Origin of the sequence: Streptomyces beigongshangae, from assembly GCF_019710745.1 — a bacterium.
Classification (GTDB): Bacteria; Actinomycetota; Actinomycetes; order Streptomycetales; family Streptomycetaceae; genus Streptomyces; species Streptomyces beigongshangae.
In genome coordinates, this window is record NZ_JAHKJW010000096.1 from 1 (window position 1) to 19,052 (window position 19,052).

General features: G+C 76.3%; 4 protein-coding genes. 3 read left to right on the forward strand and 1 reads right to left on the reverse strand.

Features of this window, described 5'->3' with window-relative positions:
• Window positions 1-21: 21 nt before the first annotated feature.
• Genes KM933_RS36770 through KM933_RS36780 form a run of 3 tightly spaced genes read left to right on the forward strand, consistent with a single transcriptional unit; the run spans window position 22 to window position 17,780 of the window.
• On the forward strand, window positions 22-9,660 hold the full coding sequence (locus KM933_RS36770; protein ID WP_221361227.1) for a non-ribosomal peptide synthetase: 9,639 nt from the start codon (window positions 22-24) through the stop codon (window positions 9,658-9,660).
• Between the two features lie 32 nt (window positions 9,661-9,692).
• Window positions 9,693-16,769 (forward strand): non-ribosomal peptide synthetase, encoded by a 7,077-nt coding sequence (locus tag KM933_RS36775; protein WP_221361229.1) that lies wholly within the window; start codon window positions 9,693-9,695, stop codon window positions 16,767-16,769.
• A gap of 3 nt (window positions 16,770-16,772) precedes the next feature.
• Window positions 16,773-17,780, forward strand: a complete 1,008-nt coding sequence (locus KM933_RS36780) for a 3-oxoacyl-ACP synthase (protein ID WP_260334731.1) — start codon at window positions 16,773-16,775, stop codon at window positions 17,778-17,780.
• Window positions 17,781-17,842: 62 nt separating this feature from the next.
• On the opposite strand, the gene KM933_RS36785 is transcribed toward KM933_RS36780, so the two are convergent.
• Window positions 17,843-18,799: a LysR family transcriptional regulator gene (locus tag KM933_RS36785; protein ID WP_308013665.1), complete on the reverse strand. Its 957-nt coding sequence runs from the start codon at window positions 18,797-18,799 to the stop codon at window positions 17,843-17,845.
• Between the last annotated feature and the right edge of the window lie 253 nt (window positions 18,800-19,052).

Here is a 19,052-nt window from a genome sequence, read left to right on the forward strand (position 1 = left end):
GCGCTGCTGCGCCACCCCGGCGTGACCGGCGCCGCGGCCGTGCCGGGCGTGCGCCGGGACGGCGCGGCCGACGCCCCCGGCCCGGCGGACCGGGAGCACCCCATCGAGGCGCTCCCCCGCGACCGCCCGCTCCCGCTCTCCGTCGCGCAGCAGCGCCTGTGGTTCCTCGACCGGTTCCAGCCCGGCGGCACCGCGTACGGCACGGCGACGGGCTTCCGGCTGCGCGGCGAACTGGACACCGGGGCCCTGCGCACGGCCCTCGACGCGCTGGTGGCGCGGCACGAGCCGTTGCGCACCACGTTCGACACGGTGGACGGCACCGGCGTCCAGATCGTCGGCCCGCCCTTCGCCGTCCCCGTCGAACCGGTGGACCTGACCGGGCTGCCCGAGGCGGAGCGGCCCGCCGCGGCCGACCGGCTGCTGCGCGCGGAACTGCGGCGCCCCTTCGACCTGCGGCGCGGCCCGCTGCTGCGGGTGCTGCTGGTGCGCTCCGCCGGCGACGACCACCTGCTCGTGCTCAACCAGCACCACATCGTGACCGACGGGTGGTCGATCGGGGTGCTCGCCGGGGACCTCGGCGAGCTGTACTCGGCCGCGGTGCGCGGTACGCGTGCGCACCTGCCGCCGCTGCCCGTGCAGTACGCGGACTTCGCGGCGTGGCAGCGCGAGCGGCTGGCCGGCCCCGCCCTGGACGGCGCTCTCGCGTACTGGCGGCGGCAGCTCGCCGGGACGAGTCCGGCGGAGCTGCCGACCGACCGGCCGCGGACCGCGGTACGCACCTCCCCGGGCGCACTGCACCGCTTCACCGTCCCGGCCCCGCTGACCGCGCGGCTGACCGAGGTGGGGCACTCGTACGGGGCGACGCCGTTCATGGTCCTCGCCGCCGCCGTACAGGTGCTGCTCGCCCGCTACGGCGGACAGCGCGACGTGGCGCTGGGCACGGTCACCTCCGGTCGCGACCGCGCCGAACTGGAGCGGCTGGCGGGGTTCTTCGTCAACACGGTCGTGCTCCGCTCCCACGTCGACGGCACGCTCTCCTTCGCGGAGTTCCTGGGCCGGGTACGGACGACGGTCCTGGAGGCGTTCGCCCACGACGCGCTCCCGTACGACCGGCTGGTGGACGCCGTGCGCCCCGAGCGGGACGCCAGCCGTTCCCCGCTGTTCCAGCTCATGCTGGTGCTGCAGAACGCGCCCGGGCAGCCGTTGCGGATGGCGGGGCTGCGCACCGAGAGGGCGCCGTTGCCCAGCACCTCCACGCTGTTCGACGTCACCCTGGAGCTGGAACCGCGGGCCGGGGCGCTGGCCGGGACGATCGAGTACAGCACCGACCTCTTCGCCCCGGACACCCCCGCCCGGCTGGCAGGCCACCTGCTCGTCCTGCTGGAGGGGATCGCCGCCGACCCGGGACGCAGGCTGTCCCGGCTGCCGCTGCTGACCGCGGCCGAGCTGTCCCGGCTGGCCCGCTGGAGCGACGGCGCGGCCACCGGCCCGGCCGGGCGCACCGTCTGCGACCTCGTCGCCGAACAGGCCCGGCGCAGTCCCGGGACGACGGCGCTGTCGGCCGGGGCCGAGTCGCTGACCTACGGCGGGCTCCTGGGCCGGGCCGACGCGGTGGCCGCCCGGCTGACCGCGCGCGGCGTCGGACCGGGTGCCGTGGTCGGGGTCTGCCTGGAGCGCGGCATCACCCTGGTCGTGGCGCTGCTGGGCATCCTGCGGGCGGGTGCGGCGTATCTGCCGCTGGACCCGGAGTACCCGGCCGAGCGGCTGGCGTTCATGCTCACCGACTCGGCGGTCGCCCTGGTGCTCACCGAGGACCGGCTGCGGGACGCACTGCCCGCGGGCGCCGCGGACCTGGCGCTCATGGACGACGTGCCCGCCCCTCCCCCGGTGGGCGACGCGGACCGTACGGACCCTCAGGTCCCGCAGTCCCGGTCCTCACGGGACCCACAGGCCCGATCCACACGGGGCCCACAGCCCCCTCAGGCCCCGCGGGCCGCGGGCCCACGCGATCTCGCGTACGTCATGTACACCTCCGGCTCCACCGGCGGGCCCAAGGGCGTGCTGGTCGAGCACCGGTCGGTGGTACGGCTGTGCCGGGCGCGGGAGGTGCGGCCCGGCCCGCGGGACGTGCTGGCGCTGACCTCCTCGGTCTCCTTCGACGCCGCCACGTACGAGATCTGGGGCGCGCTCGTGAACGGGGCCCGGCTGGCGATCGCCCCGCCGGGGGTGCCGTCCGTGCACGGGCTGGGGCGGTTCCTCGCCGCCGAGGGGGTGACGTCGCTCTGGCTGACCGCGGGCCTGTTCGAGGAGGTGGTGGACACCGACCCGGACGTGCTCGGCGGCCTGCGGCGGCTGATCGCCGGGGGCGACGTGCTCTCCCCCGCCCACTGCGACCGGGTGCTGCGGGCGGTGCCGGGCCTGGAGCTGGTCAACGGCTACGGACCGACCGAGGGCACCACCTTCACCACCTGCCACCGCTTCGACCCCCGTGCACCCGTCACCTCCGCGCCCATCGGGCGGCCGATCGGGGGGACGCGGTGCCACGTCGTGGACGGCGACCTCCGCCCGGTCCCGGTGGGCGTGCCCGGCGAACTGCTCGTCGGGGGCGAGGGCCTGGCCCGCGGCTACCTCGGCCGGCCGGGGCTGACCGCCGGGCGGTTCGTCGCCGACCCGTTCCCCGGCCGCGGCGGCGACCGGCTGTACCGCACCGGGGACCTGGTCCGGTGGCGGACCACCGGCGAACTGGAATTCCTCGGGCGGCTCGACGACCAGGTGAAGATCAGGGGGTTCCGGGTCGAGATCGGTGAGGTGGAGGCGGCCCTGACCCGCCATCCGGACGTGGGCGAGGCCACCGTGGTGGCCCGCACCGACGTCGGCCACCGGCGGCTGGTGGCGTACGTGACCGCGCGGCACACGACGGCTCCGGCACCGGCCGCACTCCGGACCCACCTGGAGGGAGTCCTGCCGGGCTACCTGGTGCCCACCGGTTACGTGGTGCTGGACCGCATGCCGCTGACCGCGCACGGGAAGGTCGACCGCCGGGCGCTGCCGCCGCCCCGGGCCCCCGAGCGGGGCCACGTCCCGCCGCGCACCCCCGCCGAGCGGACGCTGAGCCGGGTGTGGGCCGAGGTGCTCGGGGTCGGGCGGGTCGGCGTCGAGGACAACTTCTTCGACCTCGGCGGGGACTCCATCCTCTCCATCCAGGTGGTGGCCAGGGCACGGGCGGCGGGGCTGCGGCTGACGTCGAAGGACATCTTCCTGCGGCAGACGGTGGCCCGGCTCGCCGCCGCCGCGGACCCCGGGACCCGCACGGCGCCCGGCGCGGCGGCGCGGACGGGGCCGGTGCCGCTGACCCCGGTCCAGCGCTGGTTCCTCGACGGTGCCGCGGCTGCCGGGCACTTCAACCAGTGGCTGGTGGCCGAACTGGCCTCCGGGGTCCGGGTGGAGGCGCTGCGTGCCGCCGTCACGGCGGTGGCGCAGCGCCATGACGCCTGGCGCCTGCGGTTCGAGCAGGTGGACGGGGACTGGCGCCAGCACACGGCGGCGGACGGCGACGGCCTCGTGTTCCGCCACACCGACCTGTCCGACCTGGACCCGCCCGGCCAGGACGCCGCCATGGCCGCGGCCGCGGCACGGGCCCAGACCGGACTGCGGCCGGCCACCGGCCCGCTGGCCCACGCCGTGCTCTTCACCCTGGGCCCGCGGCGCAGGCCCCGGCTCCTCCTCACGGCGCACCACCTCGTGGTGGACGGTGTGTCGTGGCGCGTCCTGCTGGCCGAACTGGACGCCGCCCACCGGCAGGCCGCGGCCGGCGCACCCGTCGACCTCGGCCCGCGCACCACGTCGTTCCAGGAGTGGGCCCGGCGGCTGAGCGACCACACGGCGGCCGGCGGCTTCGACGGGGAGACCGGTCACTGGACCGAGGTGGCCCGGGCGGTCCGCACCGAGCTGCCCACCGACCGGACCGGCCGCAACAGCACGGCCGCGGAGCGGTCGGTGACCGTGGCGCTGGACCGCGCGCACACCGAGGCGCTGCTGCGCACCGTCCCCGGCACCTACCGCACCCAGGTCAACGACGTCCTGCTGAGCGCGCTGGCCGTGGTGGTGGCCCGGTGGACCGGACGGCCGGAGACGTCCCTCACCCTGGAGGGGCACGGCCGGGAGGAAGTACTTCCCGGTGCGGACATCGACCTGTCCGGCACGGTCGGCTGGTTCACCTCCCTCTTCCCCGTGGTGCTGCGCGTGCCCGGCGCACCCGGCTCGCCCGATTGGGGCGAGGTGATCAAGTCGGTCAAGGAGCAGTTGCGCGCGGTGCCGAACCGCGGCGTCGGGTACGGCGCGCTGCGGTGGCTCGGCCCCGCGGAGACCCGCCGCGCCCTGGCCGGGGCCGAGCCGCCGCTGAGCTTCAACTACCTCGGCCGGTTCGACACCGGCACCGCGCCGGGCGGCCTCTTCCACCGCCCTCCCGGCCCCATCGGCCTCTTCCGGGGCGACGCACGGGACGACGCGCGGGACGGCACGCGGGGCGACACCCGCAACGACACCCGTAACGGCACGCGGGGCGACCGCGAGCGGCTGCTCGACGTCACCGCCGCGGTCACCGACGGCGTACTGGAGTTCACCTGGTACCACTGCGCCGACCTGCACCGGGAGCGTACGGTCCGCGCGCTGGCGGACGGCGTGCTGAGCGCCCTGGAGGAGATCGTCGCGCACTGCGCGCGACCGGGCTCCGGCGGCGCGACCCCCTCCGACTTCCCGCTCGCCGGTCTCGGCCGGGCGGAGGTGGACCGGCTGGTGGGCGACGGCCGTTCGGTCGTGGACCTGTATCCGCTGACCTCCATGCAGAGCGGCATGCTGTTCCACAGCCTGTCCGAGCCGGGCGTCTACCTCGAACAGGTGCACCTCGTCCTCGACGGGGTGGCCGACCCGGCCGCACTGGCCCGGGCCTGGCAGCGGACCGTCGACCGGACACCGGAACTGCGGACCTCCGTCGTGCGGACGGACGACGGACGGCCGCTCCAGGCGGTCCACCGGCAGGCCGTCCTGCCGGTCGCCCACCACGACTGGACCGCGCTGCCCCCGGCCGAGGCGGCCGACCGGCTGCGCGGGCTGCTGGCGGCCGACCGTGCGGCGTCCCTGGACCTCACCGTGCCGCCGGCGGCGCGGCTCGCCCTGGTACGGCTCCCGCGGGACCGGGTGCGGCTGGTGTGGACCTTCCACCACCTGCTGCTGGACGGATGGAGCGTCTCCCTGGTCCTGTCCGACGTCCTCACGCGGTACGCGGCGCCCGGCACCGAGCCACCGCCCCGGCCGCCGTTCCGCGAGCACGTGCGGTGGCTGGCGGGGCAGGACTCCGCCCGCGCGGCCGGCCACTGGCGCACGGTCCTGGGCGGCCTGAGCTCGCCCACCGCGCTGCCCTTCGACCGGCCGCCGACGCGCTCCCACCGCGGCCGGGCGACCGCGGCCGTGGACGTCCGCCTGCCGGCTGCCGGCACCGCCGCGCTCCACGGCTTCGCCCGGCGGCAGCGGCTGACGCCGGGCACGGTCGTCCAGGGGATGTGGGCGGTGCTGCTCTCCCAGTACGGCGGCGGGCAGGACGTGTGCTTCGGGGTCACCGTGTCCGGGCGCCCGCCGGACGTCCCCGGGATCGAGTCCATGGTCGGGATGTTCATCAACACCGTGCCCGTACGGGTGACGGCCGACCCGACGGCCGAACTGGTGCCGTGGCTGCGGGCGCTGCAGAACGGCCGGATCGAGGCGCAGCCCCACGACCACGTGCCGCTCACCGTGCTGCGGTCGTTCGGCGAGGTGCCCGCGGACGTGAACCTCTTCGACAGCATCGTGGTGTACGAGAACTACCCGATCGCCCCCGCCCTCGCCGCGCACGGCGTCACGCCGGCCGGGCTCGACGCGGTCGAGGTGACCAACTACCCCCTCAACGTCGTGGTCTTCGCCGGCGACGAGCTGTCGGTGCGGCTGACGTACGACCCGGCGCTCTTCGACGAGGACACGCCCCGGGCGATGGCCCGTCACCTCGTCGCGCTCCTGGCCGACGTGGACGCCGACCCGTGGCGTCCCCTCGGTTCGCTGCCGCGGCCGGACGGCACCGCGGAGCGCCCGGCGGCCGGCCCCGCCGTTCCCGAGCGCCGCCCCGGACCGGTCCCGTACGCCGCGCCGCGCACCCGCGCCGAGCAGGATCTCGCCCGGATCTGGGCGCGGGTGCTGCGCGTGGAGCGGGTCGGCGTCCACGACGACTTCTTCGTGCTGGGCGGCGACTCGATCCTCTGCGTCCAGATCACCTCGCGGATCCGGGCCGCGCTCGGCGCCGAGGTCTCCCCCCGGGCGCTGTTCGACCACCCGACGGTGGCCCGGCTCGCACGGGTGCTGCCCGGCCCCGGCGGTCACCGGCCCGCGCAGGACGGCACGGCCGCCCTCGCGCCGGGCAGCCCCGGGGCCGGGACGGCCGATCCCTCCGGTCACCGCCGGGCGGCCGGGCACGACACGGCCGCCCCGGCGACCGGATACGACACGGCCGCCCCGGCGCCGGACACCTCCGGGGCCGGGACACGCGAGAGGCCCCTCTCCTTCGGCCAGCGGCGGCTGTGGTTCCTGCACGGCCTGGCACCGCAGGGCGCCGACTACAACTCCGCGCTGTCGCTGCGGCTGCGCGGCCCGCTCGACCCCGGGGCGCTGGCCGCGGCGCTGACGGCGATCACCGGGCGGCACGAGATCCTGCGGACCACCTTCACCGACGCGGGCACCCAGGTCGTCCGGCCGCACCGGCCCTCGGCGCCCCGCCTGACGGACCTCTCCGGGCTCCCGGAGGCGCAACGGGAGGCGGAACTCGACCGTGTCCTGCGCGCCGAGACCGTCCGGCCCTTCGACCTGCGCCGCGGTCCGCTGCTGCGGGCCGTGCTGCTGCGGCTGGCGCACGACGACCACGTCCTGCACCTCGGGATGCACCACATCGTCAGCGACGGCTGGTCGATGGGCGTGCTCACCGACGAGCTGAGCGCCTGCTACTCCGCGGCCGTGCAGGGGCTGAGCCCCCGGCTGCCGCCGCTGCCCGCGCAGTACGCCGACTTCGCCGACTGGCAGCGGCGGCGCCGCGCCACCCCCGCGGCCGAGGAGCACCTCGCCCACTGGCGCCGCACGCTGGCCGGCGTACCGGCGCTGGAACTGCCCACCGACCGGCCGCGCCCCGCGGTCAGGACCGCGACCGGCCGCCACCGGCGTTTCGAGGTCCCGGCCGCACTCACCGGGCGGCTGCGCACGCTCGCCGCCCGGCACGACACGACCCTGTTCACCGTGCTGGTCGCCGCCACCCAGGTGGTGCTCGCCCGGTACTGCGCACAGGACGACATCGCGGTCGGCACGGCCGTCGCCGGGCGCGACCGGCCGGAGTTCGAGCGGCTCGTCGGCTTCTTCGTGAACCCGGTCGTGCTCCGCGGCCGGGTGGACGAGAGGCTCTCCTTCGCCGAGCTGCTCGGCGAGGCGCGCGCGACGGTGCTGGCGGCGTTCGAGCACGCCGAGACTCCGTTCGAGCAGGTCGTGGAGGCGCTCGGGGTGGAACGGGACCCCGGCCGCACTCCCCTGGTCCAGGTGATGGTCGTCCTGCAGAACACCCCGCGGGCGACACCCGCCCTGTCCGGGCTGCGGGTGTCGGAGGTGGAGACGGACGGTCCGGCCGCCCCGTTCGACCTCGTCCTCGACTTCCGGGAGCTGTCCGGCGCCCTCGCGGCCGACCTCTGCTACAACGCCGACCTGTTCGACGCCGCCACCGCCGACCGGCTCGCCCGCCATCTGCTCGCGCTGCTCGAAACCGCCGTGACCTCCCCCGGCACCCCGCTGCGCCGGTTCCCGCTGCTCGACGCGGAGGAGCGGCGCGGGGCCGACGCGGTGAGCGCCGGTCCCGCCGTCCGCCCGGCCGGTACCACGGTCACCGAGCTGTTCGAACGCATGGCGCGGCGCCATCCACGGGCGCCCGCCGTCCGGGAGGCCGGGCGGCCGGTGTCGTACCACGAGCTGGACCGCCGGGCGGACCGGCTCGCGGCCCGGCTGGCGGCGCTGGGCGTGCGCCGGGGCGACCGGGTCTGCGTCGTCCTCACGCCCGGCGTGCGGGCCGTCACCGCCTTCGTCGCGCTGGCCAAGGCCGGGGCGGCGTACGTCGGTGTGGAGCCGGACGTGCCACCGGAGCGGCTGCGGGCGATCGTGGACGACTGCGGGGCCAGGGCGGTGCTGACCCGCGACACCGTGCTGCCCGCCGCGTCGGCGGCGCCCCGGGCGCGGCCCGGCCCCGGCGATCCGCTGGCGTGCGTCTACACCTCCGGCTCCACCGGGCGCCCCAAGGGGGTGGTCCTCACCCACGGGGCGGTGGTGAACCTGCTGTCCTGGCACGACACCGTTCTCGGTCACGGGGTGGGCGACCGGTGCGGCCAGATCGCCGACCTCTCCTTCGACGCGTCCGTGTGGGAGGTCTGGTCGACGCTCTGCCGGGGCGCCTGTCTGTGCGTCGCCGCGCCGGACCTGCGGCGCGACCCGCGGGCGCTCGGCCGCTGGATCGCGGCCGAGGAACTGGTCTTCTGTTTCCTCCCCACCGCCGTCGGGGAACGCGTCTTCGCCGACGGCGCGCTGGACGGTGCGGACCGGCTGCGCCACGTCCTGCTCGGCGGCGACCGGCTCACCCGGTTGCCCGCCGGGCCGGTGCCGTACACGGTGTTCAACGGGTACGGGCCCAGCGAGGCGAGCATCTTCGCCACCTGCCACGACACCGCCGGCCGGCCGGCCGGCGGGCGCGACGGGCGGACGCCACCGATCGGCCGTCCGCTGCCGGGCGTCCGGGCGTACGTCCTGGACCGCTGGCTGCGCCCGGTGCCGCCCGGCGTCACCGGCGAGCTGTACCTCGGCGGGCACGGTGTCGCCCAGGGCTACCTCGGCGCGCCCGCGGCGACCGCGGGACGGTTCGTGGCCGACCCGTTCACGCCGTCGCCCGGCGCGCGGATGTACCGCACCGGCGATCTGGTCCGGTGGACGGCCGACGGGCTGCTGGACTTCTGCGGCCGGGCCGACCGGCAGCTCAAGGTGGCGGGCGTACGGGTGGAGCTCGACGGCGTGGAAGAGCTGCTGGCCCGGCACGGGAGCGTCGCGGAGGCCGCCGTGACCGCAGGTGCTGACGCCGACGGCCGAACGCGACTGCGGGCCCATGTGACGGCGGCGCGCCCCGGGACGGACCCCGGCGAGCTGCGCGACTGGCTGCGCCGCCACCTCCCGGCGGCCGCGGTGCCCGCCCCGATCACCGTCCTGGACGCGCTGCCCCGCACCCCCTCCGGGAAGACCGACCGCCGGGCCCTGGCCGCACGCCCGGACCCGGCGCCGGAGCCGGTCGTGCGGCGGGCGCCGCGCACGGAGACGGAACGCGCGGTCGAACGGCACTGGGCGGGTCTGATCGGGCGGGACTCCTTCGACGTGCGCGAGAAGTTCTTCGACGCCGGGGGGTCCTCCCTGGCCCTGATGGACCTGCGGTCCCGGCTGGAGCGCCTGTGCGGGCGGGAACTGCCGGTGGCCCTGCTCTTCGAGCACCCGACCATCGAGGCGATGGCGCGCCTGGTGGACGAGCGCAGCGGGGCCCACCGCCGCGCCGGGACCCGCCACGACCTGTGAGACGACCGTCCGCGAGGAACCGGGGGTTCGGTGTGCAGCACGACGAGGTGGCGATCATCGGAGCCGCGGGCCTGTTCCCCGGCGCCGCGGACCTGACGGAGTTCCACGAGCGCCTGCGCACGGGCTACGACGGCATCGGGCAGCCCGGACCGGACCGGGTGCGCCACACCGGCGGTGCTCTCGGCACGTCCTACCTGCCCATGGGCTATCTGGACCGGGTCGACCTCTTCGACCACGCGTTCTTCGGCATCTCCCGGCGCGAGGCCGAGCTGATGGACCCGCACCAGCGGCTCGCCCTGCAACTGGCGCACCGGGCGGTGGAGCACGCCGGCTACGCCCCGGGGCGGCTGCGCGGGTCCCGGACCGCCGTGGTCCTCGCCGAGGTGGACCCGACATACGAGGGCCTGGTGCCGAAGGACGACCCCCAGCACATCCTCGGCACGCTGCCCGCGGCGGTCGCCGCCCGGGTGTCGTACCTGCTCGACCTCGCCGGGCCCTCGCTGGTGGTGGACTCCGCGTGCAGCAGTGCCCTCGCCGCGGTGGCGCAGGCGGTGCGGCTGCTGCGCTGCGGGGACGCCGACCTCGCGCTCGCCGGCGGCCTGAGCGTCCAGACGGCCCTGACGCCGGACCAGGGCCGCGAGACGCTGCGCGGCGTGGAGTCCCCGACCGGGACCTGCCTGCCGTTCGACGCGCGCGCCGACGGCACCGTCGGCGGCGAGGGCGGCGGCATCGTCCTGCTGAAGCCGCTGTCCAGGGCACTCGCCGACCGCGACACGGTCCTCGGTGTGCTGAAGGGCATCGCGGTCAACCACAACGGCTACCGGGCGGCCAGCATGGGCGCGCCGAGCCAGGCCGCGCAGGCCGAGGTGATCGCCGCGGCGTGGCGTGACGCGGGCGTCGAGGCGGGCTCCGTCGGCTACGTGGAGTGCCACGGCTCGGCCACACCGCTCGGTGACGTCGTGGAGGTCGAGGCGCTGCGGCAGGCGTTCGGCGACGCGGGCGCGACCACCCCGTGCGTGATCGGTTCGGTGAAGGGCGACATCGGGCACCTCGGCAACGCGGCGGGCATCGTCGGTCTGCTGAAGGCGCTGGGCAGCGTCCGGCACGGGGTGCTCTACCCCTCGGCGCACTTCGCCGAGGCCAACCCGCTGATCGACCTCCGGGGTCCGGTGCGCGTCGATCCCGCCGGAGGGGCGTGGCCCCGGGGTGCGACCCCGCGGCGGGCGGGGGTCAGCTCCTTCGGGCTGACCGGGACCAACGTCCACGCCGTGCTGGAGGAGCCGCCCGAGCCGCCCGCGGACGACGGCCCGGGGGCGGGCGCCGAACTGGTCACCGTCTCGGCGAGGTCGGCGTCCGCCCTCGACCGCTACCGCCACCTCCTGGCCGACTTCGCGGAGACGACCGGGCACTCCCTGCGCGCGGTGGCGCACACCCTGAACCGGGGCCGCGACGACCACCCCTTCCGGCTGGCGTGCACCGCGGCGGACGTACGGGAACTCGCGCGCGCCCTGCGGTCCGCGGCCCTCCCGGACGACGCGCGGCCGGTCCCGGAACGCGGGGTCGTCCTGGTGTTCTCCGCCGACGCCGCGATCGACGGGTCCGACTGGGCGCGGCTCGCCGCGGAGGAGCCCGCGCTGCACGTGGCGCAGGACGGGCCGGACGCCGCCGGTACCGGTCCGCGGGGCCTGCTGCTCCTGCGCCGGCTCGCCCTGTACCGGCTGCTCGCCTCCTGGGGCGTGCGCGATCCCCACTTCGTCGGGTCCGGCGACGGGACCCTCGCCGTGCGCGCCGCCCAGGGCGAGCTGTCCGCCCGCGACGCCGCCCTCGCGGCGGCCGCCGCCCCGGCGCCCGTCCCGCTCGACCCCGCCCGGCTGCGGGAGGTGGCACAGGGCTTCCGGCGCGACGGGGCCGTCCTCGTGGAGATGGCCGCCGACGGCGTCCTCACCCGCGAGATCCGCCGGGTCGCGCCCGACCTGCCGGTCGTCACCCTGCTCGGCGGCGAGGGCCGCCGCGGGCTGCTCGACCGCCTCGGGCACATCTACACCGCGGGCGGCGCGCTCGACTGGGAGCGCCACTACGCCGCCACGGACCCCGGTCCGCGTACCCGGCCCGCCGGACGTGTCGAAGCGCCCACCTACCCCTTCGAGCCGGTGCGCTGCTGGGTCCGGGAGTCCCCGGCGCCGCAGGCCCCGCCGAGTGCCCCCGCCCCCGCCCCCGCGGCGCGGCCCGCCGGTCCGTCCTCCGCGGACACCCCCGCCGGACCCGCCGTCGTCGAGGTGTGGGAGGAGGTGCTGGGGGCCACCGGGGTGCACCCCGACTCCGACTACTTCGCCCTGGGCGGCACGTCGATCTCCGGGATCAGCGTGCTCCGGCGGCTGGAGCGCGACCTGGGCGTGCGGCTGACCTTCGCCGACCTCTACGCGCACCGCACGGCCGGCGGCCTGGCCCGGCGCGTCGAGGAGCTGCGCTCCCGCGGCGACGTCCCGGACACCGGCCGGTCCGTCGTCCCCGTCCCGCGCGGCGGCCGGCTCCCCCTCTCCTTCGGCCAGGAACAGCTGTGGTACCTGGACCGGCTCCACCCCGGCAGCCCCCTCTACAACATCCCGGCCGACCTGCGGCTGCGCGGCCCGCTGGACGTCGCCGCGCTGCGCGGCGCGCTGGACGACCTGAGCGCCCGGCACGAGGTCCTGCGCACCTGCGTGCGCGACGACGACGGCGAACCGTACGTCCACGTGCTCCCCGCGGGGCCGGACCTGCCGCTGACCGACCTCGGCGCGCTGCCCCCGGCCCGCCGCGAGGAGGAGGCCCGGCGCCTCGCCGGGGCGGAGGCCGTACGCCCCTTCGACCTGGCCGCGGGACCCCTGCTGCGGACCGCGCTGCTGCGCCTGGCCGACGACGATCACGTACTGCTGTACACGTACCACCACATCGTCTTCGACGGCTGGTCGCCGGCGGTGTTCTTCCGGGACCTCTTCGAGCTGTACCGCGCCCGGTGCACCGGGCGTCCCGCCGGCCTGCCCGCGCTGCCCGTCCAGTACGCGGACTTCGCCGCCTGGCAGCGCTCCTGGCTGACCGGGGACCGGCTGGAGGCCGGACTCGCCTTCTGGCGCAAGGAGCTGGCGGGACTGCGCACGGCCCCCCTGCCGCTGGACCGGCCGCGTCCGGCCGCGCAGGACTTCCGGGGCGACCTGGTGGAGTTCACCATCGACGCCGGACGGGCCCGCGCCGTACGGGCGTACAGCCGGGAACAGGGCGTCACCACGTTCGTCACCATGCTGGCCCTGGTGGACGTGCTGCTCCACCACTGGACGGGCACCGACGACGTCGTCGTCGGCGTCGGCACCTCGGGGCGGGTCGATCCCGCGACGCACGGGCTGATCGGCTACTTCAACAACCTGCCGCCGTTCCGTACGAGGATCGGCGGCGACCTCACGTTCACCGACGTGGTGCGCCGGTGCGCGGACACCGTCGCCGGGGTGCTCGACCACGAGGACATGCCGTTCGAGAAGATCGTGTCCGCGGTGTGCCGGACCCGCGAACCCGGCCGCCACCCGCTCTACGACGTCGCCTACACGTACCAGAACGCCCCCGCCCCGGCCCATGTCCCGGCCGGTCTGGAGATCACCCGGCTGCTCGACCGGGACATCGCGGGCATCGCCCCCGGCACCGCCAAGTTCGACCTCACCTTCGGCGTCACCGACCAGGACGACGGCCCGATGCACGCCTACGTGGAGTACGCGGTCGCCCTGTTCGACCGGGAGACCGTCCAGGGGCTCACCGCCTGGCTGCCCGCCCTGCTCGGTGCCGTGCTGGAGGACCCCGGGCGGCGCGTGGCCGACCTGCCGCCGGCGCCCCCGCGCGCCGGCGTCCCGCGCTCCGCCGCTCCGCGGCCCTCCGTGCTCACCGGCGCCCCGTACGCCGCCGGTGGCGGTCTCCTGGTGCACGAGGAGGTGGCCGCCCGCGCCGCCGAGCGCCCCGACCACCCGGCCGTCGTCGCCCACGGGCGTACGTACACCTACCGGGAGGTGGACGCGATGGCCGACCGGCTCGCCCGCCGGCTCGTCACGGCCGGGGTGGGCCCGGAGAGCACCGTGCCGGTCGTCGCCGGACGCGGCCCCGGCCTCGTGGTGGGCTGGCTCGCCGTGGCCAGGGCCGGCGGCGCGTTCGTCCTGGTCGACCCGGACTGGCCGCGGCAGCGGATCGAGGACGTGCTGGCCGACCTGGAGGCCACCGGCGGTGCCGTGACGGTCCTCGGCGACCTGCCGGGGCGGCCGTGCACACCGATCGACCTGACGGATCCCGGTACGGACGGCGGCGGGGCCCTGCCGCGCCGGTCCGGTCCGCGCGACCTCGCCTACGTCGCCTACACCTCGGGCTCCACCGGACGGCCGCACGGCTGCGAGATCGAGCACCGGAACCTGGCCGCCCTGGTGCGCTGGTACCAGGACGAGCTGGAACTGACCCCGGACGACCGTGTCCTCCAGGTCGCGTCGCCGGGGTTCGACGCCGCCGTGCTGGACGTGTGGCCGGCCCTGTGCCGCGGCGCCACGCTCCACTTCGCGCCGACCGCTCTGGAGGAGCCCGGCGCCTTCCTGCGCCGGCTCGCCGACCGGCGCGTCACGGCGGCCTTCCTGCCGACCCAGCTCGCCGAGATCGTGCTGAGCGAGGGCGAGTGGCCGCCGGACCTGCGGCTGCGGGTGCTGGCCACCGGCGGCGACCGGCTGCGCGTGTCCCCGCCGCCCGGCTGCCCCTTCCGGCTGGTGAACATGTACGGGCCGACGGAGTGCACGGTCGTCTCCACCGCCGGCGGGGTCGACCCGGCCACCGACGGGGCGTCCTTCGCCGGCGGGACGTCCTTCGCCGGTGGGGCGCCCATCGTCGGTGGGGCGTCCCTGCCCGCCATCGGCCGGCCGGTCGCGGGGGCGTCCGTCGGCCTGCTGGACGGAACCGGGCAGCCGGTCCAGGCCGGCGACACCGGGGAGATCACCGTCGGCGGCGCCGCCGTCGGCCGCGGCTACCGCGGACTGCCGGGGCTCACCGCGGCCCGGTTCGTCGCCGACCCGCACGCCACCGAACCGGGCGCGCGCCGGTACCGGACCGGCGATCTGGGACGGCTGCGCCCGGACGGCACCGTGGAGTTCACCGGGCGGCTCGACGACCAGGCGGAGATCGGCGGCCGACGGGTCGAGCCCGCCGAGGCCGAACGGGTGCTGCTCACCCACCCGGCGGTGCGCGAGGCGGCGGTGGTGGACGTGACGGCGCCGAGCGGATCCACCCGGCTCGTCGCCCACGTGGCGGCCGGCCCGTCCGCGCCCGCCGGGCACGAACTGCTCGACTGGACCGCACGAGCGCTGCCCGCCTTCATGGTGCCGAGCGCGGTCGTGCCGCACGAACGCCTGCCACGGACCGGAACCGGGAAGCTCGACCGCAGGAGCCTGAGGGAGATGGCCATGCCGACCACCGCACCACGGACGCCCACCGCGCCGGTGCCCGCCGCACCCGTCGTCACCACGGCCGGGGCGGCCGGCGGGACCGCGGAGCGCGCCGAGGACGTGCTCGTCCGGATCGTCGCCGACCTGCTGGTGGTGGACGGGGTCCGGGCCGACGACAACTTCTTCGAACTGGGCGGGGACTCCGTCCTCGGCGTGCGGGTCGCCGCCCGCGCCGCCAAGTCGGGGGTGCACTTCACGCCCCAGCAGATGCTGCAGCACCACAGCCTGCGGGAGCTGGCGGCGGCCGCGACCGTGGACCCGCCCGGACCGCCGCCCGGGAACGCGGCGGCCGCCGGGGGCGCGGCGCTCCCGGCGGCCGCCGCGCCCCCGGTGGGCGCCCCCCGGCTGACCCCCATCATGCGCGGCTTCCTCGAACGGATGCCCCCCGGTGCGCCGGACTTCCTGGAGGTGCACCCGCTGGAGACCACGACCCGGATCAGCGGCGAGATCATGCGCACGGCGGTCGAACACCTCCTGGCCCGCCACGAGACGCTGCGCTACCGCTTCCGCCGCAACGGACTGGGCTGGCGGATCGAGTGCGCCGAACCGGCGGCCTGCGACGTCTTCGACACCCAGGTGCTGCCCGCGCTCGACGAGGAGGAGGAACGGGAGTACCTGGCGCGGGACCTGGAGCAGCTGAGGTCGCTGATCGACCTCGAACGCGGCCCGGTGCTGCGGGTGCGCCACTACGACCGCGGCCACGGCCGGGGCGGCCGGCTCGTCCTCGTCATCCACCACTTCGTCTTCGACAACATCGCCACCGTCGTCCTCATCGACGACCTGGACGCGGCGCTCACCGAGCTGCTCGCCGGACGGCCGCTGCCCCCGCCGGAGCCGTCACTGACCTGGCGGGAGTGGTCGCGGCACCTCCAGGACATGGCGGACTCCGACGAGCTGGCCGGGGAACTGGCGTACTGGACCGGCACGCTGCGCTCCGGCGCCGCCCTCCTCACCGAACCGCCGCCCCGTCACCACCCCGGCGGCGTCGCCCGCCGGCGCCTGGCCCCGGACCAGGTGGCCTCCGTGCTCAAGGGGGGCCCGGGCGCGGAGGAGGCGGCCCTGTGCGCCTTCGCCTGCGCGCTGGCCCGCTGGTCCGGCACCACCGGCGCGTACGTCATGACGGAGGGCGCGGCGACGCCCAACGTCTACCGGCCCGCCGGCCGGTCACCGGCGATCGGCTGGTTCACCAGCGTGCACCCGCTGATGCTCCCGGTCGACCCCGCGGCGGGCGTCCGGGACAACCTGCCCACGGTCACCGACCGGGTCCGGTCCGTCCCCAACGACGGTGTCGGCTACGGCATCCTGCGTCACCTGACCCCCGCCACGCCGGTACTCGCCCCGCTGCGCGCACTGCCCGAACCCGAGGTGCTGGTGATCCACGGCACCCACGACGGATCGGGCTTCGACACGGGTGTGACGTTGCTGCGCAACAACCGTTCCGACGGGTTCGCCCGCGCCCCGAAGCGGATGCCCGAGGCGTTCCCCCTGGTGCTGACCACCACGGTCACCGGGGGAGCGCTGCAGCTGATCCTCCTGTACGACGGCCGCCGCACCGAGCAGGAGGCCGAGGCACTCGCCGACGAGACCGTCCGCGCCTTCGCGGAACTGGCCGGGTGAGCGATGTCGGCCTGCGCGCTGCGCGCCGCGTCCTGGTACCTGCCCGCCCGGTCCGTCGCCGTCGGGGAGCTGCCCGAACTGGCCGCGCTCACCCCCGCGCAGCGGAGGACCTGCCTGGCCCTCGGTATCGACCGGGTCCCCGCCGACGACGGGCTGGACGCGGTCGAGCTGGCCGTCCGCGCCGCCCGGCAGGCGCTCGCCGAGGCGGGGCTGAGCCCCGACGAGCTGGACGCCCTGATCGTGGTCGACTCCCGGGCCCCCGAGGCGTTCGCCGTCTCCGAGGCGACCAGGACCCAGGCCCTGCTGGGCGCCGGACGGGCACTGGCGTTCTCCGTCGGCGGACTGGGCTGCACCTCGGTCGTCCCCGGTCTGCTGGCCGCCCGCGGTCTGCTGGCCGCCGATCCGGACGTCCGGCACGTCCTGGTGACGCACGGCAGCAAGCCCGCCGCCCCGCACCGCTACCGCCACCCGGTCACCGTGTACGGCGACAGCGGGCAGGCGCTCGTGGTGGCCCGGGACGGACCCGTCAGGATCCTCGACATCCTGGCGGAGACCAGCGGCGCCTACTGGGACCTGTTCCGTGTCGACTTCCGCGACCGCCCCTACGAGCGGTGGCGCGAGGAGTGCACCGACATCCCGCGGTACTCCTTCGAGCTGGCCATGGAGAGCCGCAACCGGATACGGGGGCTGTACCGGCGGATCCTGGACCGCAACGGCCGGCTGCCGTCGGACATCCGCTACCACATCACCCAGAACATGTCGGCCGGGTCCTTCCGCTTCCACGCGGAGGTGCTCGGGGTCGCCGTCGACGAGGCGTGCCCCGACAACCTCCGCCGCTACGGGCACCTCGGCCCCAACGACGTGCTGTTCAACCTGTACTCCGCGCTGGCCAGGGACGGGACGGACGGGGCCGCCGAGGCGGTGCTCCTCAACGCCAGTCCGTCGGCGTCCTGGAGCGCCATGCTGGTGGAGAGCGGCGCCCGCCCGGGGAGCCGGTCGCACTTCCTGTGACCGCGCCCCGCGCGGGGTGCGCGAGACCGCTTCACCCGTGTCGGCGCCGGGGCCGGGGCCGCTCACGCCGGCGGCTTCCCCGTCCTCCCGTTTCCCGCTTCTCCCCCGTCTTCTCCCCCGTTCGTCCCGTTCTCCGCGGCGAGTTCCCGCACCGTGGCGAGGAAGTCCCGTACCAGCGGACTGGGCTTCTCGCCCGGCCATGCCACCGCGATCCGCAGCGGCTCGATGTCCCTGACCCTGCGCCACACCAGGTCCGGGTGCGCGTAGTAACGCGCCATCGACTCGGTGCCGAAGCAGATCGCCGAGCCGGTGGCGACGTGTTCGAGCATCTCCTCGACGTTGTCGTTCTCCGGCCCCCACCGGGGCGCCGACCCGTCCGGCCTGGGGTTCACGGCCCACCAGTCGACCCACTGCTGGGGCGCCTTGCGGGTCCACACCACCGGTTCGTCGGCCACCTCCCGTATGCCGACGTCCGCCCGCCCGGCCAGCGCGTGCGTGCGGGCCACGGCCACCCACCGCGGTTCCTCCGCGACGACCTCGGTGCGCAGCCCGGACAGGTCGGTGGGGAGCCAGAGGAAGGCCACGTCGGCCAGCCCCTGCCGCAGTGCCTCTGCCTCCCCGCCCCAGTCGAACCGTTTGGGTTCCAGCGTGACGTCCGGACGGCGGGCGGCGTGGACGTCGCGGACCCGCCTGCCGAACGCGCCCGCGCCGGTGGCCACGAACCCGATCCGCAGCAGGCGGCTGCCGGCTGCCGCCGCGGTGCGGACGTCCCGGACCGCGCGCCTCCAGTCCTCCACCGTCTGCCGGGCCGAGGGCAGCAGCGCCTCCCCGGCCGCGGTGAGCCGCACCCCCCGGCTGGTCCGCTCGAACAACCGGATGCCCAGGTCCTCCTCCAGCCGCTGGATCTGACGGCTCAGCGACGGCTGGGACACGTACAGCCGCTCGGCGGCCCGGGTGAAGCTCGAGTGCTCGGCCACGGCCAGGTAATAACGCAGCACCCTGGTGTCGACGTCCGTCACCGGCTTCCCGCCGGGGGGCTCGCATCCATGCCCGAAGCGTATGGGCACGGGTATTGGACCGCACCGGATCCGCACTGATTCCGTTGAGGGGCGCGGCGCCGGGGACGAGTCGGTGACCGTCCCCCTGCCTGCACGCGCACCTAAACGAACAGACGGGAGCCGATCCATGGGCGAATCCTTGAGCAGAACCGATGTGCTGCGCGCCGCGGGCCTCGGCGCGGCCGGGCTGGCCGCCGCCTCGCTCGCGGGCGGG